The sequence below is a fragment of the Aeromonas sp. s8 genome, assembly GCF_040907785.1.
Taxonomy (GTDB): Bacteria; Pseudomonadota; Gammaproteobacteria; order Enterobacterales; family Aeromonadaceae; genus Aeromonas; species Aeromonas veronii.
This window is the reverse complement of record NZ_JBFOCL010000039.1, coordinates 101,973-127,901: the sequence shown is the minus strand read 5'-3', so window position 1 is coordinate 127,901 and position 25,929 is coordinate 101,973. Positions and strand designations below refer to the sequence as shown.

Genomic DNA, 25,929 nt, shown 5'->3' with positions numbered 1-25,929 from the left:
GTGGAGGAGGCAGTGTTTTTCCGATTCGAAGCGGAAATTCCTGAGGAAATGGCCCCAAAGTGAGCGTTTGGATACTGAAAAGGCAAAAAGAGTGCTTATTGAAGCTGGTTTTGTGTGATCGGTAGCGCACTAATCGGGGGGCGGGGGCAGGGCAAACGTTGCGGGAAACTGTGAGTCATCTCACGATAAGAGACGTAGCCGAGGGGACAGATATGGAAAAGGGCGGTTTCCCGCCCTTCTCATAACAAGGAGTGACACTAGCTGGCCGATGCGGCGCTCGAGCTGGCCGTTCTCTGCTGATAGCGCAGGTCTTCCTCTATAGTGACCACCACTTCCAGCGGCTTGCCGGAGCGGAATACCGAGATGGTCAGCTTGGTGCCGGGGCGGCTCTCGACAATCTTGTCCATGGCGCTGCGTACGCCACTGATGGCCTCTCCGTTGATCTTGAGCAGCACATCCCCTCGCTGCAGGCCGCCTTTGGCTGCCGGTCCGTTGGGATCCAGACTTTCCACCACCAGACCACGAAGGTCGCCGAGGTTCATCATCCGCGCGACTATGGGGTTGATCTCGACACTGGAGATCCCGAGGTAGCCGCGGATCACCCGTCCGTTGGCGATCAGCTCATCCATGATCCGTTTTGCCAGCCGGTAGGGGATGGCGAAGCTGATGCCGTAGCTCTCCTGATTGCCGTTGAGGTGATAGGTGGCGGTGTTGATACCCACCAGATCGCCACGGCCGTTTACCAGCGCGCCACCCGAGTTGCCCTCGTTGATGGCGGCATCGGTCTGCAGCAGATCCTGGCGGCCATTGCTGTCGGGTCCCATGCTGGAGAGGCCGGTACGGCCGGTCGCACTGATGATGCCCTGGGTGATGGTCTGGCCGACGTTGTAGGGGTTGCCGATGGCGAGCACCACATCCCCCACTTCTGGCAGTCGTTCCGGATCCTGCGGGATCACCGGCAGGTTGTCTGACTCGATATAGAGCACGGCGAGGTCGGTGAGCTGATCGGTTCCGACCAGCTCGGCACTGAAGACGCGACCATCCTGCAACGCTACGATGATCTGGTCGGCATCGGCGATGACATGGTAGTTGGTCAGCACATAGCCGCGCTGATTCATGATGACGCCGGAACCCAGCCCTTGCGGGCGCAGTTCCCCCTGATTGCCCTGATTGGGGGCAAAGCTGCGGGTATAGATGTTGACGACGGCAGGGCCTGCCCGATGGGCGGCATAGGAGAAACTCAGTTCACGGGCATTGGTGATGATGCCGGGCAGTTGGGCACCACCGCGAAAATGGGGAAACAGCAGCAACAGCAGCGCCGCGACGGTCAATCCAAAACCGACAGACTTGCCCAAGTAACTGACTAAAGGGGGGATTTTCATGTCATTCTCATCCGTACAGGCTGCGCGCAGAGAATAACACTATCGATGGATAAAAATCACCCGCGGTGAAGGCCGCGGGTGATGGAGGGAGTGGCGAACAACCCGGGTGTTAGCGGATCACCAGATAGAGCGAGGAGTCGCCACGCTGGATGTTGAGCGCCAGCACGTCAGGTTTGTTCTTGAGCGCCTTGGTCAGCTCGCCCAGGGTGTTGATGCGCAGGCGGTTGACTCCGATGATGATGTCACCCTTCTGCAGGCCGGAAGCGGCTGCCGGAGAGCGAGGATCAATGTCGGCCACCGCAACACCGGAGACCGGGTCGGTAGTGGTGCTCAGCTTGGCCCCTTCCAGTGCCGGATGCAGCGCGCTGGCGCGTACTTCGCTGTCATCGGCCTGCTTCAGGGTTACTTTGGCAGTTTGTGACTTGCCATCGCGGATCAGTCCAAGCTCGACCTGCTTGCCAGCGCCCATGGTAGCGATCTTGGCACGCAGCTCGCCGAAGGAGCGAACCGGTTTGCCATCGATGCTGACGATGATATCGCCGGCCTTGATGCCCGCCTTGTCGGCCGCCGAATCCGGCATGACCTGATTGACGAAGGCGCCATCCTTCTTGTTGTAACCGAAGGTTTTGGCGATGTCGGAGGTGAGCTCGGTGCCGGTAATACCCAGCTGGCCGCGACGCACTTCACCGTACTTGACGATCTGCTCGGTCAGATCCCGCACCATGTTGGAGGGGATGGCAAAGCCGATGCCAATGTTGCCGCCGTTCGGGCCCAGAATCGCGGTGTTGATACCGATCAGCTCGCCACGCAGGTTGAGCAGGGCGCCGCCGGAGTTACCGGAGTTGATGGCCGCATCGGTCTGGATGAAGTTCTCCAGATTCTCGATGTTGAGGCCGCTGCGACCCAGCGCACTGACAATACCGGAGGTGACGGTCTGGCCCAGACCAAACGGGTTGCCGATGGCCAGCGCATAGTCACCCACCCGCAGCTCGTCGGAGTCGGCAAACTTGATCTGCACCAGATCCTCGGCCTTGATTTGCAGCAGGGCGATGTCGGACTGCTTGTCTTCACCGATCTTCTTGGCTGCGTACTCACGACCATCCTTCAGATTGACCTTGATCTCGTCCGCCTCGTGCACCACGTGGGCGTTGGTGATCACGTAACCCTTCTTGGCATCGACGATGACACCGGAGCCGAGCGCCTGGAACGGCTGCTCGCTCACCTGTTCATCGGGCATGTTGGGGCCGAAGAAGAACTTGAACTGTTCCGGCAGACGCTGACGGGTAATTTTTTTGCCAGAAACCGAGATATTGACCACCGCCGGTGTGACCTGTTCGAGAACAGGCGCCAGGCTTGGCATCTCCTGATTTGAACCTAACAGGGAAGGCAGTGCAGCCTGAGCAGGGGCCGCAGACATGGCGATACCGACACTGAGGGCTAGCACACTGAGCATGGAAAGAGGTTTACGCATATGAAAAACAGCTCCCAGAAAAAGTTGCATTGCAATCGTCAAGGTCAGACCACGGGACTGGCCAATTAGTTCCGCGAGGAACTAGTTTGGTTGCTTGAGCAGTCCGGAAGAGGCGCCAGCATAGTCGCGAGGCGGAACACCCGGCTCTTCTGCCACATTGGCAGGGGCCTCTTCTACCAGTGATTCGCGGAACAGCGGTTCCTGCGCCTTGGCCAGGAATTTGCTCTGCTCGGCCATGTGGCGATAGAGGGTCTGATACTGCTCGGCCAGTTGCTCCATCAGGGCGGCACTGTCGGCGAAGTGGGTGTTGATCTGGCCCTGATAACTCTCGAGCTCCTTGTGGGCCTTCTTCAGTTCCTGTTCCAGACGGCCAGCATCGCGGCTACGCACCGAAAAACGGCCGAGAACGATACCGATAATCAAGGCCGCGACAGCCAGCAGGATCCCAGTTAACAGACTCATAGATGCTCCTTGTTACAGCTAAAACAGAGTGGGTTTATGCGGTCGTCATAACCGCCATGCCTTGATGGCACTATACCGTGCGTCCTGAGGCCGTGATACCATTTTGTCCTCGATTCAGGGACTTGGAGAGGCGCTCAAGGATGACACCGCAGCAAAAATACCAGCAGGATCTGCTGCGCCCCGGCTTTGTGGCCGACCCCGCGCAGGGGATGGCCATTAGCAGGCTGGAGCGACTGTATCAGGATTTGCTACGGCGCCCGACTCCGACCAGATCTCGAGGGCTGCTGGGTTGGCTGCAAAAGCCCAAGCCGCCGGAGCCCGTCCTCGGTATCTATATGTGGGGCGGAGTGGGCCGAGGCAAGACCTGGCTGATGGATACTTTTTTCGACAGCCTGCCGGGGACGCGCAAGATGCGCAGCCATTTCCACCGCTTCATGCACCGCATTCACGATGAACTGCAGGGGTTGAGCGGGCAGTCCGATCCCCTCAAGCTGGTGGCCAGCAAGCTTGCCAGCGAGACAGACATCATCTGTTTCGACGAATTTTTTGTCTCCGACATCACCGATGCCATGTTGCTGGGAACGCTGTTTCAGGAGCTGTTTGGTCACGGTGTCGTGCTGGTCGCCACTTCAAATATTCCGCCGCAGGATCTTTATCGCAACGGGCTGCAGCGAGCCCGTTTTCTGCCTGCTATCGAGCTTATCGAGCGTCATTGCGAGGTACTTAACGTGGATGGCGGTATCGACTATCGCCTGCGTACGCTGGAACAAGCCGAGATTTATCACTGCCCGCTGGATTTGCAGGCAAAAGCCAATCTTGACCACTATTTTCAGCAATTAACCGGCGGACACACGGCTTGCGAGGGGGCGTTCGAGGTCAATCATCGTCAGCTGAGGTCGCTCGGGATGGGGGAAGGGGTGCTCTATATGGAATTTGAGCAACTTTGTTGTACTCCCCGCTCCCAGAACGACTATATCGAGCTGGCCAGATTGTTCCATACCGTTCTGCTGGCCAATGTTCAGCCAATGGGCACAGGCACGGATGACGCGGCTCGCCGCTTCATTGCCATGGTCGATGAGTTTTACGAACGGCACGTCAAACTCATCATGTCGGCGGCGGTTCCCATGACAGAACTCTACGGTGAAGGGCTGCTGAATTTCGAATTCAAACGCTGTCTTTCGCGGCTTCAGGAAATGCAATCGCACGAATACCTTGCCAGAGTGCACCTTCCTTAGTCACAATACCGCGCCTGCCAGTCGGATGGGCATCTGCGGCAGGTAGGGCCGGGCGACATTTGCTGGTTTCATGGCAGTGAAATTAGCAGGTGATATTTAAGGCAACTTCACTTATAATCGCCCGGCCCACGTTACAGCTGTCGATAAGACAGCAACACTTTAAGCTTTACTTGTATTCGAAGGGGTACAGGTAGGCCATCGTTTGTTGTTTGTGGGAGAGCCCCCATAAGCAATTGGGTCTGTAACAGGTAATTGGGTTTAACTTAATGAAAACTTTCGTTGCCAAGCCAGAAACCGTAAAACGTGACTGGTACATTGTGGACGCAGAAGGTAAAACTCTGGGTCGTATCGCAACCGAGATCGCTGCTCGTCTGCGTGGTAAGCACAAAGCTGAGTACACTCCGCACGTTGACACCGGTGATTACATCATCGTTGTAAACGCTGAGAAGGTACACGTAACCGGTAAGAAATTTACCGACAAAATGTACCACGCTCACTCCGGTTTCCCGGGTGGTATCAAGTCAATCAGCTTCGACAAGCTGATTCAGCGTAAACCGGAAATGGTAATCGAAGCAGCCGTCAAAGGCATGCTGCCGAAAGGTCCTCTGGGCCGCGCCATGTTCCGTAAACTGAAAGTTTACGCAGGCGCCGAGCATGCTCATGCTGCTCAGCAACCTCAAGTACTGGATATCTAATCGGGAACTGGCAACATGGCAGAAAATCAATACTACGGTACCGGCCGTCGCAAAAGCTCCACTGCTCGCGTATTTATCAAAGCGGGTAGCGGCAAGATCGTAATCAACCAGCGCTCCCTGGAGCAGTACTTCGGCCGTCCGACTGCCCGCATGGTAGTTCGTCAGCCGCTGGAACTGGTTGAGATGACCGAGAAACTGGACCTGTACATCACCGTTAACGGTGGTGGCATCTCCGGTCAAGCTGGTGCGATCCGCCACGGTATCACTCGTGCTCTGATGCAGTACGACGAAACCCTGCGTTCCGAACTGCGTAAAGCTGGCTTTGTTACTCGTGATGCCCGTAAGGTTGAGCGTAAGAAAGTTGGTCTGCACAAAGCTCGTAAGCGTCCGCAGTACTCCAAGCGTTAATTCGCTTTTGGTACTCACTCTTTCGAGTGTCAAAAAAGCCTGGCAACTGCCAGGCTTTTTTTATTGGTAATATTACCGACATCAATGCTAACCACGCGTCACAAAAGACAAAAAATTGTTTCTTTATTGTTTTCATTGCTCACCGCTCTTTCTTGTCAAGTTGTTATCTTTTCTTTAAAATTTCCCCTGTTTTCTGTGGCAATTGTAAATCCAGCTTCCGCCGCTGTTGTCACGGGAAAAATGGGGAACAGGGACACTATAAGAATGTGCGGAGTCCACATGGGAGAGTTTTTGGATGAGCAATGCGCCAGTTGATACCGGTCGCCGCAGATTTCTTACCTGGTCAACGGTTGCCGTTGGTGGGGTAGGAGCTGCGTTTACCGCAGTGCCGTTTATAAAGTCATGGAATCCGAGCGCCAAGGCCAAAGCAGCCGGTGCGCCGGTTGAAGTCGATATCAGCAAGTTGGAACCGGGTCAGCTCATCCGTGTCGAGTGGCGAGGCAAGCCTGTCTGGGTGGTGAAACGCACCAAACAGACGCTGGATGCCTTGGCCGCGCATGATGACAAGCTGCGGGATCCCTCATCTGAAGAGCCGCAGCAGCCTGACTATGCCCATAACGGGTACCGATCGATCAAGCCCGAAATTTTTGTCGCGGTCGGTATTTGCACCCACTTGGGGTGTTCACCTTCCTATCTGCCTGACAGCTTTGGCGAGCAGGTGCAGGGCGTTACGTCCGGCTTCTTCTGCCCGTGCCATGGCTCCAAGTTCGACATGGCCGGCCGTGTGTTCCAGGGGGTGCCTGCACCGCTGAACCTGGTCATTCCGCCCTATCAATTCATTAATGACACCACCATCCTGGTCGGTGCCGATGGCAAGGAGGCCTGACCATGTTGAGTAAACTGATGGGCTGGATCGATTATCGATTCCCGCTCACGGCCATGTACAACGACCACATGGCCAAGTATCCGGCACCGAAGAACCTGAACTTCTGGTACTTCTTCGGCTCGCTGGCCATGCTGGTGCTGGTCAACCAGATCATCACCGGTATCTGGCTGACCATGAACTACAACCCCTCTGCGGAAGGTGCGTTTGCCTCCGTGGAGTACATCATGCGCGATGTGGAGTACGGCTGGCTGCTGCGTTACATGCACTCAACCGGTGCGTCTGCATTCTTCATCGTGGTCTACATGCACATGTTCCGCGGCATGATCTATGGCTCTTATCAGAAGCCTCGTGAACTGTTGTGGATCTTCGGCATGCTGATCTTCCTGGTGCTGATGGCAGAGGCCTTTATGGGCTACTTGCTGCCCTGGGGCCAGATGTCATTCTGGGGGGCTCAGGTCATCATCTCGCTGTTTGGCGCCATTCCGGTCATCGGTGACGATCTGACCCTGTGGATCCGTGGTGACTACGTGATCTCCGGTGCGACCCTTAACCGCTTCTTCGCGCTGCACGTCATCGCGTTGCCGCTGGTGCTGGTGATGCTGGTTGCCATGCACATTCTGGCGCTGCACGAAGTGGGCTCCAACAACCCGGATGGTATCGACATCAAGAAGCACAAGGACGAGAACGGCTGGCCGCTGGATGCGGTGGCATTCCACCCTTACTTCACCGTCAAGGACATGATCGGTGTGGCGGGCTTCCTGTTCTTCTTCTGCGCCATCATTTTCTTCAAGCCGGATATGTGGGGTTACTTCCTCGAGAAGCCGAACTTTGAAGTGGCCAACGGCCTGAAGACTCCTGCTCACATCGCGCCTGTGTGGTACTTCACCCCCTTCTACGCGATTCTGCGTGCGGTACCTGACAAGCTGCTTGGCGTCATCATGATGGGCCTCTCTATTGTGGTGTTGTTCCTGCTGCCTTGGCTGGATCGCTGCAAGGTGCGTTCTGTTCGCTATCGCAGCAAGCTGCACAAGCTGAACATTGCCCAGTTTGTGGTGTGCTTTGTGATTCTGGGGATCCTCGGGGTGCTGCCGTCGACGCCGACTCTGACGCTGGTTGCCCAGATTTGTACCTTGGGTTATTTCGGTTTCTTCGTGCTGTTGTTCTTCTACAGCAAAAACGAACGCACCAAGCCGCTGCCGGAGAGGGTTACATTTAAATGAAAAAAATAATATTTGCAGTGCTGACCCTGCTGCCATCACTGGTGTTTGCCAATGCTGGGGCCGTGCATCTGGACAAAGCCAATTATGATCTGAGCGACAAGGCATCCCTGCAACGTGGGGCTGCCACCTTCATGAACTATTGTGCAGGCTGCCACTCTACCCAGTATCAACGCTACAACCGGGTTGCTGCCGATCTGGAGATCCCAGAGGAGCTGATGAAGGAGAACCTCATCTTCACCGGCGCCAAAGTGGGTGATCTGATGAAGAGCGCCATGTCCGAGAAGGATGCCGCCAAGTGGTTTGGTGCGCCGCCCCCCGATCTGACACTGGTTGCCCGGGTGCGCGGTGCAGACTGGATCTACACCTATCTGCGCTCCTTCTACGTGGATGAGACCCGTCCGTTCGGGGTGAATAACGCCGTGTTCCCGTCCGTGGGCATGCCCCATGTGCTGGAGCCGTTGCAGGGAACCCCCCGTGCCGAGTTCGCTACTCACACGGTCGACGGAGTGGAAACCCAACAGGTTGTCAGCATCAAATCTGACGGTAATGGTGAAATGGATGACGAAGAGTATGATCAGACGGTACTGGATCTGGTAAACTTCTTGGTCTACTCGGCTGAACCGGTACAACAGGAGCGTGAACGCATGGGCTTCTGGGTGCTTGGTTTCATCGTGATCTTCTTCATCTTCACTGTGCTGTTGAAGAAGGAATTCTGGCGCGACGTTCACTAAGCGACCAGATACGGGTAATATAATGCACGGCAATGAAGACCAAGATGCTTCATTGCCGTTTCTGCTTTTTAATGACGGGAGGGTTCAATGGCTGTAGCTGCCAATAAGCGTTCGGTAATGACGCTGTTTTCCGGTGCCAACGATATGTTCAGCCATCAGGTGCGTATTGTCCTGGCGGAGAAGGGTGTTAGCGTGGATATCTGCCAGGTTGATCCAGCCAATCTGCCGGATGAGCTGGCCGAGCTGAACCCGTACAACTCTGTACCGACCCTGGTTGATCGTGAGCTGGCACTCTACACCTCGCGCATCATTATGGAGTATCTGGACGAGCGCTTCCCGCATCCGCCCCTGATGCCTGTTTACCCGGTTGCCCGTGGTAACAGCCGCCTGATGATGCACCGCATCGAGCTGGACTGGTACTCCCTGGCCGACAAGATCATGGCCGGTACCGATGCTGAAGCAGCACGCAACGAACTGCGTGACAACCTGCTGGCCATCGCGCCGATCTTCGGTGAAATGCCCTATTTCATGAGCGAAGAGTTCGGTCTGGTGGATTGCTACATGGCACCGCTGCTGTGGCGTCTGCCGAGCCTTGGCATCGACCTGACCGGACGTGGCGCCAAAGAGCTGAAGGCCTATATGGTTCGTCTGTTCGAGCGTGAGTCCTTCCAGGCTTCCCTGACCGAAGCCGAACGCGAGATCCGTGCTGGCGTATGAGCATGGAACCGACAATGACGCCGAGTCGCCCGTACTTGTTACGGGCGTTCTTTGACTGGTTGCTGGACAACGATCTGACCCCTCATCTGGTGGTCAACGTCAACATTCCCCATGTGATGGTGCCGATGCAGTTTGCTCAGGACGGGCAAATTGTTCTGAATATCGCGCCCCGAGCCGTGATGCAATTTCACATGGATAACGAGGCTATCAGCTTCAGTGCCCGCTTTGGCGGGGTCTCCCAGCAGGTTTACATACCGATGGCAGCCGTACTGGCTATCCATGCCCGGGAGAACGGCGTGGGCACCATGTTCCCGCCCGAGCCGGGTTACGACATATGGCTGGAACAGGCCGAAGCGCCGGTGGAGCCTGAGCCGGAACCGCCGCGTCCAAGCGGTCGTCCGACCCTGAAGGTGATCAAATAAAAAACGCAGCCGATTGGCTGCGTTTTTTTATGTGCGGTCGGGCTTAGTTCTGGGCGAATTCGAAGGCCTTGATCACGCGCTTCACGCCGGTGACATGGCGGGCGATGTTGACTGCCTGCTCTCCCTCTTGGCGAGTCACCAGACCAATCAGGAACACCTCGCCGTTCTCGGTGACCACCTTGACCTTGGTGCTGTCGAAGTTCTTGGTGCCGAACATGTCGGCTTTCACCTTGGAGGTGATCCAGGAGTCATTGCTGCGAGTGGTGAAACTGGCAGGTTGGCCGATGCGCAATTCGTTGTAGACGTGGCGGACCCCTTCGATGCGACTGACAATTTTGCCCGCCTCAATCTTGTAAACGTCAGAAGGTGTCTGGCCGACTAGCAGGACGCGGCCATTGTTGCTGTAGACGCTGATCTTGCTGGCTGCGCTGAGCGGTTTGTTGTCGGCCAGCAGATTGGCCGCTTTCAGCTCGATGGTCTGGTCATCCCACTGCGCGCCCAGGGTTCGGCGATCGCCAGAGGCCTTGGCAGTCCCTGCGGCGCCGCCAACAACCAAGGCTGCGCAGCCTTGCAGCAGCAGGGTGCTAACCAGCAGACCGAGCAGGATAGTATGCTTTTTCATGGTTTCAATCTTCCTGTTGCGGGAAAAGTGTCTGGTCGATGAGATCACACAGGCAGTGCAGGGTCAACAGGTTCACTTCCAGAATGCGAGGGCGACGGGCGGAGGGAACCCGGATCTCCACATCATTCGGACCGAGCAGACCTGCCATTTCCCCCCCGTCACCCCCGCTCAGCACCACTATGGTCATATCGCGGGAGAGGGCAGCCTCGGCGGCCTTGATCAGGCTGCGGCTGTGGCCGGAGGTGGTGATGACCACCAGAATGTCGCCAGGCTGGCCCAGCGCGCGGATCTGCTTGGCGTAGACCTCTTCAAAACCGTGATCGGTGGCGATGGCGCTGATGGTCGCCATGTCCGGGGTCAGGGCCATGCCGGGCAGGGAGGGGCGCTGGGTCTCGTAGCAGTTGACCAGCTCGGAGATGAACAGTTGCGCGAGTGCGGCAGAAGGACCGTTACCGCATGCCAGCACCTTGTGGCCATTGAGCAGGCAGATGGTGATCATCTGGGCTGCAGTATGGATGGCATCCGGCAGCGCTTCGGCGGCGGCGATCTTGGTCTGGATGCTTTCGGTGTAGTTCTCTTTGATGCGGTCAGTCATAGGGTCCTCTTAAAATGCGTTCTGGATCCAGGCTGGCTGGTCGCCCTCGAACGCAATCACATCGAATCGGCAGGCCTGATTGGCCTCGTTGATGGCATGTTGCTTCAAATAGTGGCGCGCTGCCAGCATGATCTTGTGCTGTTTGCTGCGGGTGACCGAGCTGGCGGCCCCGCCATGGCTGCCGGTGGCCCGGTAGCGCACCTCAACAAACACCAGGGTCTGGCCCTGGTGCATGATGAGATCTATTTCACCGCCACGACAGCGGTAGTTGCGAGCTACCGGTTGCAGGCCCCGAGCCTGCAACCAGCGTTCAGCGACTTGTTCAAAGTGCTGTCCCTTGCTCGTTGGTGAGGGGAACAGGCTCGGCAACTGCTGGCGCATCCGTTTCCATAGTTCCTTCATTGGAGGGCTCCTCCAGCTGCTGAACGGCGTTCTCGTCGACCAGTTTGCCGTTCTGGTAAGTACCCCAGCTCAGCATCCGCACGATATTACCCTGGGCATCCACGCTCAGCTGACCGCTCATGCCGGCCTGCTGCATGCCACCCACATTGCGCATCTGCTGCAGGTTCTCTGCCAGACTGACGGCATCGTAGCCCATGGCAAACAGGCGCAACAGGTCACCCTGGGTCTGCGGCCAGAGCAGGGCGATCTGCTCGCGCTGTTTCTCGTAGCCGCCCAGCAGCAGCGGCATATCGGCGATATGCATGCCGTTGAGCTCGGAGGCGACCTCGGTGGCGGCGCTGTCGTAGCCACGGGAGCTGGTGTAGATGGGCAGGCTGCCCATCGGATTGACCGAGACATCCACGTAGGGCTTGATCATCCGGGTTTCCAGGCTGTTGGCCACCACATATACGGCATCGATGCTGCGCGGTGCGGCATCAGAGAGTTGCACCACTTCACCAGCTCGGGCGGTAGAGCGGCCGCTCAGGGCATTCTTGACCATCCCCTGCACTTCGTTGCGGGCACCGAAGGTGGCAACGACCGGCTTATCCTGGCTCAGGGTAGCCCAGCTCTGCTCGAACGCCTTGATACTGCTGTAACCGATCCGCCCCTGGGCGGCGATCAGCAGCGGTTTACGGTAGCCTTGGGTGTAAAGGTACTGGGCTGCCTGCGCGGCATCTGCGGCGGCAGAGAGGGAGAAGTAGTAGGTGGTGTCGTTGACGACCGGCTTGTCCAGCTCGTTGAGTGCCAGTACCGGCACGGTCGGATTGGCCTTGAGCAGCTCCTCGACCCGGTCTTTCAGCAGCGGGCCGATGATCATGTCAGCCCCTTCCTGAATCGCCTGCTTATAAAGGTCGCCGGTTGACTTGCTCTGGGTGTCGTAGAAGTTCAGGGTGAATTGCCCCTGATTTTCCTTATAAGACATCAGCATACCGTTACGGATGGCGGCGCCCTGCGGCTCCAGATTGCCGGAGAGGGGCAGCAGCACAGCGATCTGTTGCACCGAGGTGCTGGCAGTGGCCGCCAGATCGCCCAATCCTGCCGGCATATCCTTCTGGGCTGGATGGTTGGGGAAGTCGCGCTTCCAGCCTGCCAGTTGGCGGGCCAGCAGGTTCGGCTGGGCGCCAAACTCGTTGACCAGTGCCGCCAGTCGCAACCAGCCGGTGGTCACATCAGGGGCCGGAGCCTCTTCCAGCGCTTGCAGGGTGGAGGGGGTCATGCTTTTGAGCAACGACCAGATTTGCTGATGGTTGGTCGCCTGCTCGCTCTGATTGAGGTAGGGCTCCAGTGCAATCAACGACTTGGCTGCGCCAAACTTGTTGTTGATGTCGAGCTGCAGCACTACGCGCTGGCGATACCAATCCTTCTGGGTATCGGCATCAAGCACCACCTCGGGTTTGCCTTCTAGCAGGATCAGCGCCTGATTGGCGTGGCCTTGCGCCAGCAACAGATGGGCTTGCAGCAGTTGCAACTGTGCCTTCTGAACGGGATCCTTGGCCTGCTTCTGCAATTGCTGGAACAGTGCCGAGGCCGGTTTGGCCTGGCCCAGCGCCAGATAGCTGCGTGCCGCCAGCATCTGCCAGGTAAAGGCCTCGGCCGGCTTGGCCGGGTCCACCTGCTCAAGATACCACTGGGCATTCTTGGTCAGATTGGAGAACGCAGAGGGCATGCCTGACTGCCCTGACGGTTGATTGGGCTCCGACGCACAGGCGGCGAGCAGTACTGCCGCGAGTATGATGCCGAAGAGTCGTGATACACTTAGCTGCTTTGTAACCCGGTTCAAGTTCATTCCCCGACCAGTGTTGAAGTTCCCCATAGTGTAAACGGGCCAATATGGCGACACAATTGTCGGGGCACTCGGAGATCCCATGAGTGACATCCCAACCCTGTATATAGTCCCCACTCCGATCGGCAATCTGGCGGACATCACCCAGCGTGCATTGGACATTTTACGCAGTGTCGATCTGGTGGCCGCCGAAGATACCCGTCATACCGGTATCCTGCTCAGCCACTACCAAATCTCGGTGCCGACCTTCGCCCTGCACGATCACAACGAGCAGCAGAAAGCCGATGTACTGATCGGCCGGATCAAAGAGGGCAAGAGTGTCGCGCTGGTCTCCGATGCCGGCACCCCGCTCATCAGCGACCCCGGTTATCACTTGGTCACCCGCTGTCGTGAAGCCGGGGTCAAGGTGGTGCCGCTGCCCGGCCCCTGTGCCGCCATCACGGCGTTAAGCGCGGCCGGTCTGCCCACCGATCGATTTGCCTTTGAGGGCTTCCTGCCCGCCAAGAGCAAGGGACGTGACGATCGCCTGCAAGCCGTTATTGAAGACACCCGCTCGCTGGTGTTCTACGAATCCCCGCGCCGTGTGCAGGATACAGTGGAAGCGATTGCTCGCATTCTCGGTGAGCGTCAGGTGGTGGTGTGCCGCGAGCTGACCAAGACTTTTGAGTCGATCCACGGTTTGCCAGCTTCCGAAATGCTGGCCTGGCTTGGTGAAGATGACAACCGCTGCCGCGGCGAGATCGTGCTGGTCGTGGCTGGCGCCTCCAAAGATGAAGAGGATCTGCCAGCCGAGGCGATCCGTACTCTGGGACTGCTGGTGACCGAACTGCCACTGAAAAAAGCGGCCGCCCTGACCGCCGAGATCCACGGCGTGAAGAAGAATGCCCTCTACAAATATGGTCTCGAGCACTATTGAGCCGGTTAATAGGCTGTAAGGCTGTTTTCTGACCTGCGCAATCCCCCGTACTGACAAGCATTCAGCCTGTAAACGGGGGCCAAAGCGCGATAAATGGCTGTAAACGGGAATTGCCGGTTTACCCCGTGCGTATCGCAAGGCTATAATCCGCGCCTCGGAGTTGGCTGGGCAATCGCTGCTTCGTCGTTGTGTCCCTCGGGACAGACGGGCGGAGGGGAGGAAAGTCCGGGCTTCACAGGGCAGGGTGCCAGGTAACGCCTGGGGGGCGCGAGCCTACGACCAGTGCAACAGAGAGCAGACCGCCGATGGCCCGCAAGGGATCAGGTAAGGGTGAAAGGGTGCGGTAAGAGCGCACCGCGCGACTGGTAACAGTTCGTGGCACGGTAAACTCCACCCGAAGCAAGACCAAATAGGCCCCTATTGGCGCGGCCCGCGTTGGGGGCGGGTAGGTTGCTTGAGCCAGCGAGCGATTGCTGGCCTAGAGGAATGATTGCTACCCGGGGCAACCCGGTACAGAACCCGGCTTACAGGCCGACTCCGACCTCATTCCGAAGAGCCCCGTGATTTATCGCGGGGCTCTTTTTTATGCATGAGAAAATATGGTTTCGGTGACAGGATATTTTCAGCCTTGTCATTTTGAATGAAATTATATGTTTTAAATCAATCGAATAGTTTCGTATTTGGCACGATGGTAGCGATAGATGGTGATAGAACCCAGGATGGTTGTTCGCACCCGCATATTGTGTGTGTTCTCAGTTCATTCACTTATTTCAATTAATCACCAGAGTTTAACGCCAAATAACTTGTGGAAAATCAACCTACTCAATCCGCAGCATGCAATTGCTGCGTCAATATGTTCCCTCTGTCCCATCTCCTTGCTTGAAAAGCCCCCTGCACGTCCTTAAACTTCAAGGTGGGGAAAAGTGGATCAAAGTGGTTTTTAGAGGGGCAATCTGCCTGCTCACTCACCTTCAGGGACTGCAATTTGTTGCGTGGCGCTCATGCCATCAGCCTGGACAGTAAAGGGCGGCTGGCAATTCCGACCAAATTCCGTGATTGGCTGCGCGACGAAAGCGACGGCCAGCTGGTCTGCACCATCGATATTGCCCATCCCTGTCTGCTGCTTTATCCCCTGAATGAATGGGAAGAGGTCGAGCGCAAGCTCAAGACTCTCTCCAGCATGAATCCGCAAGAGCGCCGTTTGCAGCGCCTGCTGCTGGGACATGCAACTGAATGCGAGCTGGATGGCAATGGCCGTCTGCTGCTCAGTCAGCCACTGCGCAACCATGCGGGGCTGGACAAGAAAATCATGCTGGTGGGCCAGCTCAACAAGTTTGAGTTGTGGGATGAAGCTCGCTGGCAACAACAGGTCAATGACGACATCTTGGGTCTGCCCGGGGACGATTGGGCAAGCTCACCACGACTACAGGATTTCTCTTTATAAATGACCCAAGCCGCTGAACACATCACTGTGCTGCTGCACGAAGCCGTTGAAGGTCTGGCCATCAAGCCTGACGGTGTCTACGTCGACGGTACTTTTGGCCGTGGTGGTCATTCTCGTCTGATCCTGCAGCACCTTGGCCCCAATGGCCGCCTGATCGCCATCGACCGCGATCCCCAGGCGATCGCCGAAGCAGCCAAGATCCAGGATCCCCGTTTCGAAATCGTGCACGGCCCTTTCTCCGGCATCGCCTCCTATCTGGATGAGCGCGGTTTGCTGGGCAAGGTGGATGGCTTCCTGCTGGATCTGGGGGTCTCTTCACCCCAGCTGGATGATGCCGAGCGCGGCTTCAGCTTTATGAAAGATGGTCCTCTCGATATGCGGATGGACCCCACCTCCGGCCAGAGCGCTGCCGAGTGGCTGGCCAAGGCCGATGTGGATGACATCGCCTGGGTGCTGAAGACCTTCGGTGAGGAGCGTTTTGCCAAGAAGATCGCCCGCGCCATCGTGCACGACCGGGTGACCGAGCCTTATGTGCGTACCCGCCAACTGGCGGAGATGATTGCCCGGGTCAATCCGAGCAAGGAGAAGGGCAAGCATGCGGCAACCCGCAGTTTCCAGGCCATTCGCATCTATATCAACAGCGAGCTGGACGAGATCGAAACCGCGCTCAACGGTGCACTGGAAGTGCTGGCACCACATGGCCGTCTGTCGGTTATCAGCTTCCATTCGCTGGAAGACCGCTTGGTGAAGCATTTCATCCGCAAGCACGAGAAGGGACCGGAAGTGCCTTACGGCATTCCCTTGACCGAGGCCCAGCTGGCAGGCGGTCGCAAATTGAAGTCGGTCGGCAAGGCACTCAAGCCTTCTGATCATGAAGTATCTGAAAACAGCCGGTCACGCAGCTCGGTGCTGCGGGTTGCCGAACGGCTGGCGGAGTAAGCGATGAGCGAAGTGCGTGTTCATCTGGCCAAGGAGATCGTTGCCGATGTCTGGCGGCACAAGCTGCAGATTTTTCTGTCGGTCGCCGTGCTGGTGACTGCGTTTGCCGTGATCCTGGTGACCAACATGACCCGTGGTCTGACGGCCAAGCAGAACGATCTGATGGCGGAAGAGGATCGCCTCAATATCGAATGGCGCCACCTGTTGCTGGAACAGGGCACCCTGGCTGAACACTCCCGGGTGGCGAGTCTGGCGATGGACAAGTTGCAGATGGGTCGTCCGCTGGTGACCACCGAGAAGGTAATTACCCAACCATGAAACGCAAGGCTACAGCCAAAGCTGCCAAAGCGAATGTCAAAGCGCCATCGATCTATCCGTGGCGCTTTCGCACGCTTGCGGTGTTTATCGGCATCGCGTTTGTGGGTCTGATCCTGCGTCTGGCCTGGATCCAGGTGATCAATCCGGATCGTCTGCGTCAGGAAGGGGACATGCGTTCCCTGCGTACCACCTCTACCCAGGCGGTGCGCGGCATGATCACCGATCGCAACGGCGAGCAGCTGGCGGTTTCTGTACCGGTCGAAGCTGTCTGGGCCGATCCCAAGACAGTGCATGAATCCGGTGCCATCAATAACGAGCGAGCCTGGCTGGCGCTTTCCGCCGTGCTCAAGCTCGACATCAATACTCTCAAACACCGTATCGCCAACCCCAGCAAGCGCTTCGTCTATCTGCAACGTCAGGTTACTCCTGCGGTGGCAGAATATATCAAGGGGCTCAAGCTGGGTGGCGTCTACCTGCGCCCCGAAGCGCGCCGCTTCTATCCGACTGGCGAAATCAGTGCCCATCTGGTGGGGGTGACCAACATCGATGGCAGCGGTATTGAAGGGATTGAGCGCAGCTACAACGAGTGGCTGACGGCGACACCCGGCGAAATGCGGGTGCGCAAGGATCGTCAGGGGCGCGTCATCGAGCGGCTTGGCATCGTCAAAGAGGGCAAGAACGCCAACGATCTGCAGCTCAGTATCGATCAGCGGGTGCAGGCTCTGGCCTACCGTGCCCTCAAGCGGGCAACCGACGAGAACAAGGCGACCTCCGGCTCCATGGTGATGCTGGATATCAAGACCGGTGAAGTACTCGCCATGGTCAACACCCCCTCCTATAACCCGAACAACCGCGGCCAGTATCAGAGCTTCCGGGTACGCAACCGGGTGGTGACCGATACCTACGAGCCGGGTTCGACCGTCAAGCCATTGATTTTGCTCAGTGCCTTGCAGGCAGGTGTGACCAGCTGGAAAGATTTCATTCCCGGTGGTCCGCTCTTTATCGGTGCCAAGCAGATCAAGGACGTCAGTATCCACAAGGCGACCAACCTCTACGACATCCTGCGCTACTCCTCCAACATCGGTATGTCGCGTATCGCGCTGCGGATGCCGGCGCAGGAGATGATCAATACCCTCAGCATGTTCGGTTTCGGCATGGATACCGGCAGCGGGCTGATGGGCGAGAGCAGCGGCATGCTGCCCCAGCGTCGTCGCTGGTCCGATATCGAGCGAGCAACCCTCTCGTTCGGTTATGGTCTGCGAGTCACCCCGCTGCAGCTGGCTTCCGCCTACGCCACCCTGGCCAACAAGGGCAAACGGGTGCCGCTCTCCATCGTCAAGGTGACTACGCCGCCCAAGGGTGAGCAGGTTATCGATCACAACAACGCCGCTGCCATGTTGCAGGCGCTGGAGTATGTGGTCGACAACGCCATTCCAAAAGCCAAGATCCCGGGCTATCGGGTCGGTGGCAAGAGTGGTACCGCCAAGGTCGCCGTCGCCGGTGGCTATGGCAAGGATTACATGGCCTGGTTTGCCGGTTTCGCACCCGCCAGTGATCCCCGTTTCGTCATGGTGGTGGTGATCAACGAGCCAAAAGGCAGCGCCTATTATGGCGGCGCCGTGGCGACCCCACCGTTTGCAGAGGCCATGGGCGGGGTGCTGCAGCTCTTCAATATTCGTCCCGATGCGGTGCCGCCAGCGGTGCCCACCAAACTTGCCCGTACGGAGGCTTCTCTTGTCCCGCGCACTTGATGCATTACTGCGCCCCTTCGGTATCCAGGCGCCGGCGCTCACCCTGACCGATATCCAGCTGGATAGTCGGCGGGTTGGCCCCGGCTCGCTCTTCGTGGCCATTCGTGGTCATCAGATGGATGGCAGACGGTTTATCGAACAGGCGGTGGCTCAGGGAGCGACCGCTGTTGTGTTTGAGGAGGATGGTGAATTTATCCCACCATCGACTCCGGTTCCCTGTATCGGGATGCGGGATCTGCCCGCTCACCTCTCTGAGCTCTCCGGATATTTCTACGACCAGCCAGCCAAAAAACTGGCGCTGGTCGGGATCACCGGCACCAATGGCAAGAGCACCACGGCACTGCTGGTCGCCAACTGGCGCACCCTGCTGGGTGGCAAGGCGGGTGTGATGGGCACCATCGGCAACGGCCTGTTTGGCAATCTGATCGAAGCGGAAAATACCACCGGCAGTGCCGTTCAGGTGCAAGCCAATCTGGCTGCGCTGCAAGCGCAGGGGGCGGATCTGGTGGCGATGGAGGTCTCCAGCCATGGTCTGGTGCAGCATCGTGTTGCCGCACTGCCGTTTGCCGCTGCCGTTTTCACCAACCTGAGCCGGGATCACCTCGACTACCACGGCACCATGGAGGCCTATGGCGCCGCCAAGGAGCAGCTGTTGCAGCTGGTCGATGAGTCGAATGCGGTGATCAACCGTGATGACGAGTTGGGTGCCAAGTGGCTCGAGAAATACCCGGCAGCGGTGGCCTTCAGTGTGGATGGCCCGATTGAACACCATTCTGGCCGTCAATTAACGGCGCAGCAGCTCGATTTTCACCAGCAAGGTTTTCGCGCGCAGATTAACTCCAGCTGGGGGAATGGTGTATTATCCGCCCCCTTGCTCGGGCGCTTCAACGTCAGCAATGTGCTGGCCGCGATGGGTGTGATGCTGGTGCTCGGTTACGACTTCAACGAGCTGCTGGCGACAGCGCCTCAGTTGCAGCCGGTGACCGGTCGCATGGAGTGTTTCGGCGGTGGTGATACGCCGCTGGCGGTGGTCGATTACGCCCACACCCCGGATGCGCTGGAGAAGGCATTGCAGGCCCTGCGGGTGCACTGCAACGGCCAGCTCTGGTGTCTGATTGGTTGTGGTGGCGACCGCGATCGCGGCAAGCGCCCCATGATGGCTGCCATGGCCGAACAGTATGCGGATCGCGTGATCCTGACCGACGACAATCCCCGTACCGAGGAGCCGGCCCGGATCATGGCCGACATGGTGGCGGGTCTTCGCGATCCTGCTGCGGTGCAGGTGGAGCACGACCGGGTCAAGGCGATTGTGCTGGCCATCGGTCAGGCGAGCAAACAGGACATCATCCTGGTGGCCGGTAAGGGTCACGAGGATTATCAGATCATTGGAACCGACAAGCGGCACTACAGCGACCGGGAAACCGTTGCGGCCGCCTTGCACACATTATTGGAGTCATTCAAATGATGACCCTCAGGCTTGCCGAGCTGGCTCAGGTACTCGATGCCCGTCTGATTGGTGACGACGGCGAGATCAGCGTCGTCAGTACCGACACCCGCACTCTGGGCGCGGGTGCCCTGTTCGTTGCCCTGCGCGGCGAGCGCTTCGATGCCCACGATTTTTGCGAGCAGGCCGTTCAGGCAGGGGCCTCTGCCCTGCTGGTCGAGCGTGAGCTGCCGCTGGCCATCCCCCAGCTGGTGGTGACCGACAGTCTGAAAGGACTGGGCCGACTCGGCAAGCTGGTACGCGAGCGCATCAACCCGAAAGTGCTGGCCATTACCGGCAGCTGCGGCAAGACCACGGTGAAGGAGATGGCAACCGCCATCCTGCGCAACGAAGGGGAAGTGCTGGCCACAGCTGGCAACTTCAACAACGAGGTGGGCGTGCCGCTCACCCTGCTGCGCCTCGAGCCGCAACACAAGTTTGCAGTGATGGAGCTGGGTGCCAACCATCCGGGCGAAATCGCCTGGACTACTTCACTGGCCAAACCCGATGCCGCCATCATCAACAACGTGGCGGCGGCCCATCTGGAGGGCTTCGGCTCGCTGGAAGGGGTGTTCCACGCCAAGAGCGAAATCTTTGAGGGCTTGAGCGAGGGTGGCACCGCCATCGTCAATGCCGACAACGAATTCTGGCCGAAGTGGCGGGAGCGCGGCATTCAGTGCGCCTTCTCCATCGAAGATCAGAGCCAGCCGTTCCACGCGCGCAACCTTGTGCTCAACGAACAAGGTTGTGCCGAGTTCGTGATGGTGACCCCGCAGGGCGAGCTGAGCCTGACTCTGGCGATCCCTGGTCGCCACAACGTGGCCAATGCGTTGGCTGCCGCCGCGGGCTGTCTGGCCCTCGGCGCATCCCTCGCCTGTGTCAAGGCGGGGCTGGAACAGATGGCGCCGGTCAAGGGGCGCTTCTGCGTCCAGCGCTGGGGCGGTCTGACCCTGGTGGATGATACCTACAATGCCAGCGTGGAATCCGTGCTGGCGGGCATCGATGCCCTGACCGCCATGGGCGGCTTCAAGGTGCTGGTGTTCGGTGATATGCGGGAACTGGGTGAGGAGTCTGCCGAGCAACACGCCCGGGTTGGCCGTCATGCCCGCGAGCGCGGTCTGGATGCCGTGCTGACAGTGGGGGAAGAGAGTCGCCACACCGCAGATGCCGCGGCTGGCCGACATTTCGATAACAAGGCGTCGTTGTTTGAAGTGCTTGCGCAAATGATAAATACACATCAGGAAATTTCGATTCTGGTCAAGGGGGCCCGTGGCTCCCGCATGGAAGATATCGTCGAGATGGTCAAAGGCCATCAGGAGTCAGCCACATGCTAGTCTGGCTGGCCGAACTGCTCACCCCGCACTTCACCTTCTTCAACGTCTTCTCCTACCTGACGTTTCGCGCCATCCTGTCGATAATCACCGGACTGGGGGTTGCCCTCTGGATGGGGCCACGCCTGATACGTCGCCTGCAGATCCTGAAGTTCGGTCAAGTGATCCGCAACGATGGTCCCGAGTCCCACCTCAGCAAGCGGGGTACCCCGACCATGGGGGGCCTGATGATCATTGCTGCGATTTTCACGTCTGTGCTGCTCTGGTGCCGCCTCGACAACCCCTATGTCTGGCTGGTGCTGTTTGTGCTGGGTGCCTACGGCGCCATCGGCTTTGCCGACGACTACCTCAAGGTGGTGCGCAAGAATACCGACGGCCTGATCGCTCGCTGGAAGTATTTCTGGCAATCCACGGTAGCGCTGGCGGTGGCGGTGTTCCTCTATGCGACCGCAACCCATGAGGGCCAAACCCAGCTGGTGGTGCCTTTCCTCAAGGATGTGATGCCGCAGCTTGGCTTGATGTTTATCGTGCTGACCTACTTTGTCATCGTCGGCACCTCCAACGCGGTCAACCTGACTGACGGTCTCGACGGTCTGGCCATCATGCCGACCGTGATGGTGGCGGGGGGCTTTGCCCTGATCGCCTGGGCTACCGGTAACGTCAACTTTGCCAACTACCTGCACATTCCCTACGTGCCCTATACCTCCGAGCTGGTGATCGTCTGTACCGCCATCGTCGGGGCGGGTCTGGGTTTCCTCTGGTTCAACACCTATCCGGCCCAGGTCTTTATGGGGGACGTTGGTTCCCTGGCGCTGGGCGGCGCGCTTGGCACCATCGCCGTGCTGGTCCGTCAGGAGTTCCTGTTGGTGATCATGGGCGGCGTCTTCGTGATGGAGACCGTCTCGGTGATCCTGCAGGTGGGTTCATACAAGCTGCGCGGCGTGCGGATCTTCCGCATGGCGCCGATCCATCACCACTACGAGAAGAAGGGCTGGCCGGAGCCGCGCGTCATCGTGCGCTTCTGGATCATCACCCTCGTGCTGGTGCTGCTGGGTCTTGCCACCCTGAAGGTGAGGTAAGGCCATGGTCATCATCATCGGATTGGGCAAAACCGGACTCTCCTGTGTCGATTACTTCCTCGGCCGTGGCGTGACGCCACTGGTGATGGATACCCGTGCCAACCCGCCCGGCAAGGATCAACTGCCGCTTGAGGTAGAGCTCATTCACGGTCTCGACGAGGCGCTGCTCAAGCAGGCGCACATGATCGTCGCGAGCCCGGGTATCGCGCTGGCGACCCCCGAACTGAAAGCCGCTGCCGAGTGTGGCGTGCAGATCGTCGGTGATATCGAGCTGTTTGTGCGCGAGACCCAGACCCCGGTCATCGCCATCACCGGCTCGAACGGCAAGAGCACGGTTACTACCCTGGTGGGCGAGATGATTGCCGAAGCCGGTCTCAATGTCGGTGTGGGCGGCAATATCGGCACGCCTGCGCTGGAGCTGCTCAAGCAGCCGATGGATCTCTGCGTGCTGGAGCTTTCCAGCTTCCAGTTGGAAACTACTCACAGTTTGCGTGCTGCCGCCTCCGTGGTGCTGAACCTCTCAGAAGATCACATGGATCGTTATCAGGGCATGGCCGACTATCGCGCCGCCAAGATGGAGATCCATCAGCACTCCAAACACATTCTGGTCAATCGTGATGATGCCCAGACCCTGCCTGATGTGGGTCAGGTGTGGCAGAGCTTTGGTCTCGACTGCAATGGCTATGGCCGCTGCCTGCTGGATGGCCGCTACTGGTTGACCCTGCACGGTGAACCACTGCTGGCGGTGGACGAGATGAAGATCGTCGGTGCCCACAATCAGGCCAACGCGCTGGCCGCCATGGCGTTGTGCGATGCGGTCGGCATTCCCCGTGCTGCGCAACTCACCGTGCTGCGTCGTTTCGAGGGCTTGCCCCATCGCGCCCGCTTCGTGCGGGAGGTGAACGGGGTGCGCTGGATCAACGACTCCAAGGCCACCAACGTGGGGGCGACTCTGGCTGCCGTTGCCGGTGTGCGCGAGTCGGTCAAGGGGCGCCTGCTGTTGCTGGCCGGTGGTCAGGGCAAGGGGCAGGATTTTGGCCCGATCCAGGCGCTGCTGGGCAACCAGATCGATCACATGTACTGCTTTGGTCAGGATGCCGAGGTGCTGTTGGCACTGGGAGAGCAGACCGAACGGGTGGCCGACTTGGCCGCTGCAGTTGCCAAAGCAGCGGCCGATGCCAAGCCCGGTGACTGGGTGCTGCTGGCGCCGGCCTGTGCCAGCCTCGATCAGTTCAAGTCGTTCGAGGTGCGCGGCGATCGCTTCACTGAGATGGTGCTGGCGCTATGAACGCCCTTCGCGCAGCAGCAGGTCTATTCCAGCGCTGGTTGTTACCGGCGCGTCCTGCCGGTCTCTACGATCGGCAGCTGGTACTGCTGGCGCTCTCCCTGATGGCGGTCGGGGTGGTCATCGTGGCCTCGGCGTCGATTCCCGAGGGGATTGCGCTGGGGGATGACCCCTTCATGTTTGTGAAGCGTCACGCCCTGTTTCTGGTGATGGCGCTCGGTATCTCCTGGTTTGTGTTGCAGGTGCCGATGGCGCGCTGGCAACAGCACAACGGCCCCATGTTGCTGCTGGCGATCTTGATGCTGGTGCTGGTGCTGCTGGTGGGGCGGAACGTCAACGGTGCGGTGCGCTGGTTGCCGCTCGGTCCCTTCAACCTGCAGCCTGCCGAGTTTGGCAAGCTGGCGCTGTTTGTCTATCTGGCCGGTTATCTGGTGCGGCGCCAGAGCGAAGTGCGTGAAGCCTGGATCGGCTTCCTGAAACCGCTGGCGGTGTTCGGGGTGCTGGCGGTCTTGCTGCTGTTGCAACCTGATCTGGGTTCTACCGTGGTGATGTTCGTTACCTCGTTCGGCATGCTGTTTCTGGCCGGTGCCCGACTGGGGCAGTTTTTGACCCTGATCGGCGCGGGCCTCGGCTCGGTGGTGATGCTGATCATCGTCGAGCCCTACCGGATGCGGCGGGTGACCTCCTTTATGGATCCCTGGGCCGATCCGTTTGGCAGCGGCTACCAGTTGACCCAGTCGCTGATGGCGTTTGGTCGTGGCAGCTGGTTTGGCGAAGGGCTTGGCAACTCTATTCAGAAGATGGAGTACCTGCCGGAAGCGCACACCGACTTCGTGTTTGCGATCCTCGGTGAAGAGCTGGGTTACGTCGGGGTGCTGGGCGCCCTGTTCCTGATTTTTGCGCTGGCGGTCAAGGCGCTCAAGCTGGGGCATCGCGCGCTGGTGGCCGAGCGGCTCTATGACGGTTATCTGGCGATCGGCATCGGCATCTGGTTCAGCTTCCAGACCTTCGTCAACGTTGGCGCAGCCAGCGGCATGATGCCGACCAAGGGCTTGACCCTGCCGCTGGTCAGTTACGGTGGTTCCAGTCTCATCATCATGTCGGTGGCGGTGAGCATGTTGATTCGAATCGATTTTGAGTTGCGTCAGGCGACAGCCCAGGCGCGCGTGCGGGAGGTTTAGTGAGCAAGACTCTGTTGGTGATGGCAGGTGGTACCGGTGGGCATGTGTTCCCCGGTCTGGCCGTGGCCGATCGCCTGAAGGCCCAGGGCTGGACTGTCCACTGGCTCGGCACTGCCGACCGGATGGAGGCGGAGCTGGTGCCCGCCCACGGTTATCCCATCTCCTTCATCGATATTCAGGGGGTGCGTGGCAACGGCATCAAACGACTGCTGGTGGCGCCCTATCGCATCGTCAAATCGATCCTGCAGGCGCGTCAGGTGCTCAAGACCGTTCGCCCTGATGTGGTGCTCGGCATGGGCGGTTTTGCTTCCGGCCCGGGTGGCGTGGCGGCCTGGTTCTCCGGCATCCCGCTGCTGCTCCATGAGCAGAATGCTGCTGCCGGCATGACCAACAAGTTGCTGGCCCGTATCGCCAGGCGGGTGTTGATGGCATTTCCGGGCGCCTTCGCGCCGAGCCGTCGCACCGCAGTGGTGGGCAATCCGGTGCGTCCCGAAGTGGTCGCCCTGCCGGATCCGCAACTGCGCAGCGGAGCCGAGCCACTGCATCTGCTGATCGTGGGTGGCAGTCTGGGTGCGCGGGTGCTCAACGAGCAGGTACCTGCTGCGGTGGCGGCATCCGGCGTGCCCATTGAAGTGCGTCACCAGTGTGGCAAGGGCAATGCTGAGGCCGTCTCTGCTGCCTATGCCCAGCACGGCATCAATGCCGAGGTGAGCGAGTTTATTAAGGATATGGCCAGCGCCTACGCCTGGGCCGACCTGGTGGTCTGCCGTGCCGGTGCCCTGACTGTTTCCGAAGTGGCTGCCGCCGGTGTGGCCGCCATTTTCGTGCCGCTGCCCCATGCGGTGGATGATCACCAGACCCGTAACGCCCTGACCCTGGTTGACGGCGGTGCGGCCGAGTTTCTGCCCCAGTCCGAGCTGAATACCGCATCGCTGGCGGCGCGCCTGACCTGGCTGGCTGGTCGCCGGGAGACCCTGTTTAACATGGCGAAAGCGGCTCGTCGCGTCGCCATCACAGATGCGGCCGAGCGGGTTGCTGATGAGTGCAAACAGCTCGCAACCGGGCTGCGTGGTAAAGATTGATGAGCAAGGTTGCAGCGGTGACACCGTGCAGCCTTGTACCTGTATGT

At 58.9% G+C, this 25,929-nt stretch carries 26 protein-coding genes and 1 other RNA gene; 20 read left to right on the top strand and 7 right to left on the bottom strand.

Going from position 1 to position 25,929, the window contains the following annotated elements:
- Positions 1 to 257 precede the first annotated feature (257 nt).
- From degS to AB5Y86_RS12465, 3 genes are all read right to left on the bottom strand, one after another.
- Positions 258 to 1,382: an outer membrane-stress sensor serine endopeptidase DegS gene (degS, locus tag AB5Y86_RS12475; protein WP_005336297.1), complete on the bottom strand. Its 1,125-nt coding sequence runs from the start codon at positions 1,380 to 1,382 to the stop codon at positions 258 to 260.
- 109 nt (positions 1,383 to 1,491) lie between these two features.
- Complete coding sequence (locus AB5Y86_RS12470; RefSeq protein WP_005336295.1) at positions 1,492 to 2,853, bottom strand: Do family serine endopeptidase; 1,362 nt, start codon at positions 2,851 to 2,853, stop codon at positions 1,492 to 1,494.
- 81 nt (positions 2,854 to 2,934) lie between these two features.
- The gene (locus AB5Y86_RS12465) at positions 2,935 to 3,315 is read right to left on the bottom strand and encodes a YhcB family protein (RefSeq protein WP_005356646.1); all 381 of its coding nucleotides are present in this window, start codon (positions 3,313 to 3,315) and stop codon (positions 2,935 to 2,937) included.
- Positions 3,316 to 3,455: 140 nt separating this feature from the next.
- Here AB5Y86_RS12465 and zapE point away from each other — a divergent pair, with 140 nt between their 5' ends.
- The 8 genes from zapE to AB5Y86_RS12425 all read left to right on the top strand — a co-directional run bounded on the left by zapE (position 3,456) and on the right by AB5Y86_RS12425 (position 9,629).
- Positions 3,456 to 4,550 carry a cell division protein ZapE gene (gene zapE, locus AB5Y86_RS12460; RefSeq protein WP_115544965.1) on the top strand — a complete coding sequence of 365 codons (1,095 nt, stop codon included), beginning with the start codon at positions 3,456 to 3,458 and terminating at the stop codon, positions 4,548 to 4,550.
- 266 nt (positions 4,551 to 4,816) lie between these two features.
- Positions 4,817 to 5,245 (top strand): 50S ribosomal protein L13, encoded by a 429-nt coding sequence (gene rplM, locus AB5Y86_RS12455; RefSeq protein WP_005336289.1) that lies wholly within the window; start codon positions 4,817 to 4,819, stop codon positions 5,243 to 5,245.
- 15 nt (positions 5,246 to 5,260) lie between these two features.
- Positions 5,261 to 5,653, top strand: coding sequence for a 30S ribosomal protein S9 (rpsI, locus tag AB5Y86_RS12450; protein ID WP_005336286.1), 393 nt, complete (start codon positions 5,261 to 5,263; stop codon positions 5,651 to 5,653).
- A 295-nt stretch (positions 5,654 to 5,948) separates the two neighbouring features.
- Entirely contained in the window at positions 5,949 to 6,539 is a 591-nt protein-coding gene (gene petA, locus AB5Y86_RS12445; RefSeq protein ID WP_040068840.1) for a ubiquinol-cytochrome c reductase iron-sulfur subunit, read from the top strand.
- 2 nt (positions 6,540 to 6,541) lie between these two features.
- A complete protein-coding gene (locus tag AB5Y86_RS12440) occupies positions 6,542 to 7,759 on the top strand; it encodes a cytochrome bc complex cytochrome b subunit (protein ID WP_124928336.1) in 1,218 nt (405 codons plus the stop codon).
- Positions 7,756 to 8,490 (top strand): cytochrome c1, encoded by a 735-nt coding sequence (locus tag AB5Y86_RS12435; protein WP_110303993.1) that lies wholly within the window; start codon positions 7,756 to 7,758, stop codon positions 8,488 to 8,490. The genes AB5Y86_RS12440 and AB5Y86_RS12435 overlap by 4 nt, the downstream gene beginning before the upstream one ends.
- Positions 8,491 to 8,577: 87 nt before the next feature.
- Entirely contained in the window at positions 8,578 to 9,207 is a 630-nt protein-coding gene (sspA, locus tag AB5Y86_RS12430) for a stringent starvation protein SspA (protein ID WP_005336279.1), read from the top strand.
- The gene (locus AB5Y86_RS12425; RefSeq protein WP_005336278.1) at positions 9,204 to 9,629 is read left to right on the top strand and encodes a ClpXP protease specificity-enhancing factor; all 426 of its coding nucleotides are present in this window, start codon (positions 9,204 to 9,206) and stop codon (positions 9,627 to 9,629) included. The genes sspA and AB5Y86_RS12425 overlap by 4 nt, the downstream gene beginning before the upstream one ends.
- A 43-nt stretch (positions 9,630 to 9,672) precedes the next feature.
- Here the strand turns inward: AB5Y86_RS12425 and dolP are convergent, their stop codons facing one another.
- Genes dolP through AB5Y86_RS12405 form a run of 4 tightly spaced genes read right to left on the bottom strand, consistent with a single transcriptional unit; the run spans position 9,673 to position 12,956 of the window.
- A complete protein-coding gene (gene dolP / locus AB5Y86_RS12420) occupies positions 9,673 to 10,251 on the bottom strand; it encodes a division/outer membrane stress-associated lipid-binding lipoprotein (RefSeq protein ID WP_005336277.1) in 579 nt (192 codons plus the stop codon).
- Between the two features lie 4 nt (positions 10,252 to 10,255).
- Complete coding sequence (locus AB5Y86_RS12415; protein WP_005336275.1) at positions 10,256 to 10,846, bottom strand: SIS domain-containing protein; 591 nt, start codon at positions 10,844 to 10,846, stop codon at positions 10,256 to 10,258.
- A gap of 9 nt (positions 10,847 to 10,855) precedes the next feature.
- The gene (locus AB5Y86_RS12410; protein ID WP_085941981.1) at positions 10,856 to 11,248 is read right to left on the bottom strand and encodes a YraN family protein; all 393 of its coding nucleotides are present in this window, start codon (positions 11,246 to 11,248) and stop codon (positions 10,856 to 10,858) included.
- Positions 11,169 to 12,956 (bottom strand): penicillin-binding protein activator, encoded by a 1,788-nt coding sequence (locus AB5Y86_RS12405; protein WP_368192968.1) that lies wholly within the window; start codon positions 12,954 to 12,956, stop codon positions 11,169 to 11,171. The genes AB5Y86_RS12410 and AB5Y86_RS12405 overlap by 80 nt, the downstream gene beginning before the upstream one ends.
- 199 nt (positions 12,957 to 13,155) lie before the next feature.
- Here AB5Y86_RS12405 and rsmI point away from each other — a divergent pair, with 199 nt between their 5' ends.
- From rsmI to murG, 12 genes are all read left to right on the top strand, one after another.
- Positions 13,156 to 13,989 carry a 16S rRNA (cytidine(1402)-2'-O)-methyltransferase gene (gene rsmI / locus AB5Y86_RS12400; RefSeq protein WP_005356638.1) on the top strand — a complete coding sequence of 278 codons (834 nt, stop codon included), beginning with the start codon at positions 13,156 to 13,158 and terminating at the stop codon, positions 13,987 to 13,989.
- Positions 13,990 to 14,145: 156 nt separating this feature from the next.
- Positions 14,146 to 14,532, top strand: an RNA gene (gene rnpB, locus AB5Y86_RS12395) — RNase P RNA component class A.
- A 442-nt stretch (positions 14,533 to 14,974) separates the two neighbouring features.
- Positions 14,975 to 15,433 carry a division/cell wall cluster transcriptional repressor MraZ gene (gene mraZ, locus AB5Y86_RS12390; protein ID WP_013723406.1) on the top strand — a complete coding sequence of 153 codons (459 nt, stop codon included), beginning with the start codon at positions 14,975 to 14,977 and terminating at the stop codon, positions 15,431 to 15,433.
- Positions 15,434 to 16,372, top strand: coding sequence for a 16S rRNA (cytosine(1402)-N(4))-methyltransferase RsmH (gene rsmH, locus AB5Y86_RS12385; RefSeq protein ID WP_005336168.1), 939 nt, complete (start codon positions 15,434 to 15,436; stop codon positions 16,370 to 16,372). It begins immediately after the preceding gene.
- A 3-nt stretch (positions 16,373 to 16,375) separates the two neighbouring features.
- The gene (ftsL, locus tag AB5Y86_RS12380; protein ID WP_368192967.1) at positions 16,376 to 16,690 is read left to right on the top strand and encodes a cell division protein FtsL; all 315 of its coding nucleotides are present in this window, start codon (positions 16,376 to 16,378) and stop codon (positions 16,688 to 16,690) included.
- Entirely contained in the window at positions 16,687 to 18,441 is a 1,755-nt protein-coding gene (locus tag AB5Y86_RS12375; protein ID WP_005336163.1) for a peptidoglycan glycosyltransferase FtsI, read from the top strand. The genes ftsL and AB5Y86_RS12375 overlap by 4 nt, the downstream gene beginning before the upstream one ends.
- Positions 18,374 to 19,906, top strand: coding sequence for a UDP-N-acetylmuramoyl-L-alanyl-D-glutamate--2,6-diaminopimelate ligase (gene murE / locus AB5Y86_RS12370; RefSeq protein ID WP_368192966.1), 1,533 nt, complete (start codon positions 18,374 to 18,376; stop codon positions 19,904 to 19,906). The genes AB5Y86_RS12375 and murE overlap by 68 nt, the downstream gene beginning before the upstream one ends.
- Entirely contained in the window at positions 19,903 to 21,258 is a 1,356-nt protein-coding gene (murF, locus tag AB5Y86_RS12365; protein WP_110304000.1) for a UDP-N-acetylmuramoyl-tripeptide--D-alanyl-D-alanine ligase, read from the top strand. Before murE ends, murF begins: the two co-directional genes overlap by 4 nt.
- Entirely contained in the window at positions 21,252 to 22,334 is a 1,083-nt protein-coding gene (gene mraY / locus AB5Y86_RS12360; protein ID WP_005336158.1) for a phospho-N-acetylmuramoyl-pentapeptide-transferase, read from the top strand. The genes murF and mraY overlap by 7 nt, the downstream gene beginning before the upstream one ends.
- A gap of 4 nt (positions 22,335 to 22,338) precedes the next feature.
- Positions 22,339 to 23,622, top strand: a complete 1,284-nt coding sequence (gene murD, locus AB5Y86_RS12355) for a UDP-N-acetylmuramoyl-L-alanine--D-glutamate ligase (RefSeq protein ID WP_368192965.1) — start codon at positions 22,339 to 22,341, stop codon at positions 23,620 to 23,622.
- Positions 23,619 to 24,800: a cell division protein FtsW gene (gene ftsW, locus AB5Y86_RS12350; RefSeq protein ID WP_005336154.1), complete on the top strand. Its 1,182-nt coding sequence runs from the start codon at positions 23,619 to 23,621 to the stop codon at positions 24,798 to 24,800. The genes murD and ftsW overlap by 4 nt, the downstream gene beginning before the upstream one ends.
- The gene (murG, locus tag AB5Y86_RS12345) at positions 24,800 to 25,882 is read left to right on the top strand and encodes an undecaprenyldiphospho-muramoylpentapeptide beta-N-acetylglucosaminyltransferase (RefSeq protein ID WP_236360869.1); all 1,083 of its coding nucleotides are present in this window, start codon (positions 24,800 to 24,802) and stop codon (positions 25,880 to 25,882) included. Before ftsW ends, murG begins: the two co-directional genes overlap by 1 nt.
- Positions 25,883 to 25,929 lie beyond the last annotated feature (47 nt).

Coding starts and splice junctions, on each gene's coding strand:
- degS (WP_005336297.1), bottom strand. CDS start 1,382: ATGAAAATCCCCCCTTTAGTCAGTTACTTGGGCAAGTCTGTCGGTTTT.
- AB5Y86_RS12470 (WP_005336295.1), bottom strand. CDS start 2,853: ATGCGTAAACCTCTTTCCATGCTCAGTGTGCTAGCCCTCAGTGTCGGT.
- AB5Y86_RS12465 (WP_005356646.1), bottom strand. CDS start 3,315: ATGAGTCTGTTAACTGGGATCCTGCTGGCTGTCGCGGCCTTGATTATC.
- zapE (WP_115544965.1), top strand. CDS start 3,456: ATGACACCGCAGCAAAAATACCAGCAGGATCTGCTGCGCCCCGGCTTT.
- rplM (WP_005336289.1), top strand. CDS start 4,817: ATGAAAACTTTCGTTGCCAAGCCAGAAACCGTAAAACGTGACTGGTAC.
- rpsI (WP_005336286.1), top strand. CDS start 5,261: ATGGCAGAAAATCAATACTACGGTACCGGCCGTCGCAAAAGCTCCACT.
- petA (WP_040068840.1), top strand. CDS start 5,949: ATGAGCAATGCGCCAGTTGATACCGGTCGCCGCAGATTTCTTACCTGG.
- AB5Y86_RS12440 (WP_124928336.1), top strand. CDS start 6,542: ATGTTGAGTAAACTGATGGGCTGGATCGATTATCGATTCCCGCTCACG.
- AB5Y86_RS12435 (WP_110303993.1), top strand. CDS start 7,756: ATGAAAAAAATAATATTTGCAGTGCTGACCCTGCTGCCATCACTGGTG.
- sspA (WP_005336279.1), top strand. CDS start 8,578: ATGGCTGTAGCTGCCAATAAGCGTTCGGTAATGACGCTGTTTTCCGGT.
- AB5Y86_RS12425 (WP_005336278.1), top strand. CDS start 9,204: ATGAGCATGGAACCGACAATGACGCCGAGTCGCCCGTACTTGTTACGG.
- dolP (WP_005336277.1), bottom strand. CDS start 10,251: ATGAAAAAGCATACTATCCTGCTCGGTCTGCTGGTTAGCACCCTGCTG.
- AB5Y86_RS12415 (WP_005336275.1), bottom strand. CDS start 10,846: ATGACTGACCGCATCAAAGAGAACTACACCGAAAGCATCCAGACCAAG.
- AB5Y86_RS12410 (WP_085941981.1), bottom strand. CDS start 11,248: ATGAAGGAACTATGGAAACGGATGCGCCAGCAGTTGCCGAGCCTGTTC.
- AB5Y86_RS12405 (WP_368192968.1), bottom strand. CDS start 12,956: ATGCCCTCTGCGTTCTCCAATCTGACCAAGAATGCCCAGTGGTATCTT.
- rsmI (WP_005356638.1), top strand. CDS start 13,156: ATGAGTGACATCCCAACCCTGTATATAGTCCCCACTCCGATCGGCAAT.
- rsmH (WP_005336168.1), top strand. CDS start 15,434: ATGACCCAAGCCGCTGAACACATCACTGTGCTGCTGCACGAAGCCGTT.
- ftsL (WP_368192967.1), top strand. CDS start 16,376: ATGAGCGAAGTGCGTGTTCATCTGGCCAAGGAGATCGTTGCCGATGTC.
- AB5Y86_RS12375 (WP_005336163.1), top strand. CDS start 16,687: ATGAAACGCAAGGCTACAGCCAAAGCTGCCAAAGCGAATGTCAAAGCG.
- murE (WP_368192966.1), top strand. CDS start 18,374: ATGCGGTGCCGCCAGCGGTGCCCACCAAACTTGCCCGTACGGAGGCTT.
- murF (WP_110304000.1), top strand. CDS start 19,903: ATGATGACCCTCAGGCTTGCCGAGCTGGCTCAGGTACTCGATGCCCGT.
- mraY (WP_005336158.1), top strand. CDS start 21,252: ATGCTAGTCTGGCTGGCCGAACTGCTCACCCCGCACTTCACCTTCTTC.
- murD (WP_368192965.1), top strand. CDS start 22,339: ATGGTCATCATCATCGGATTGGGCAAAACCGGACTCTCCTGTGTCGAT.
- ftsW (WP_005336154.1), top strand. CDS start 23,619: ATGAACGCCCTTCGCGCAGCAGCAGGTCTATTCCAGCGCTGGTTGTTA.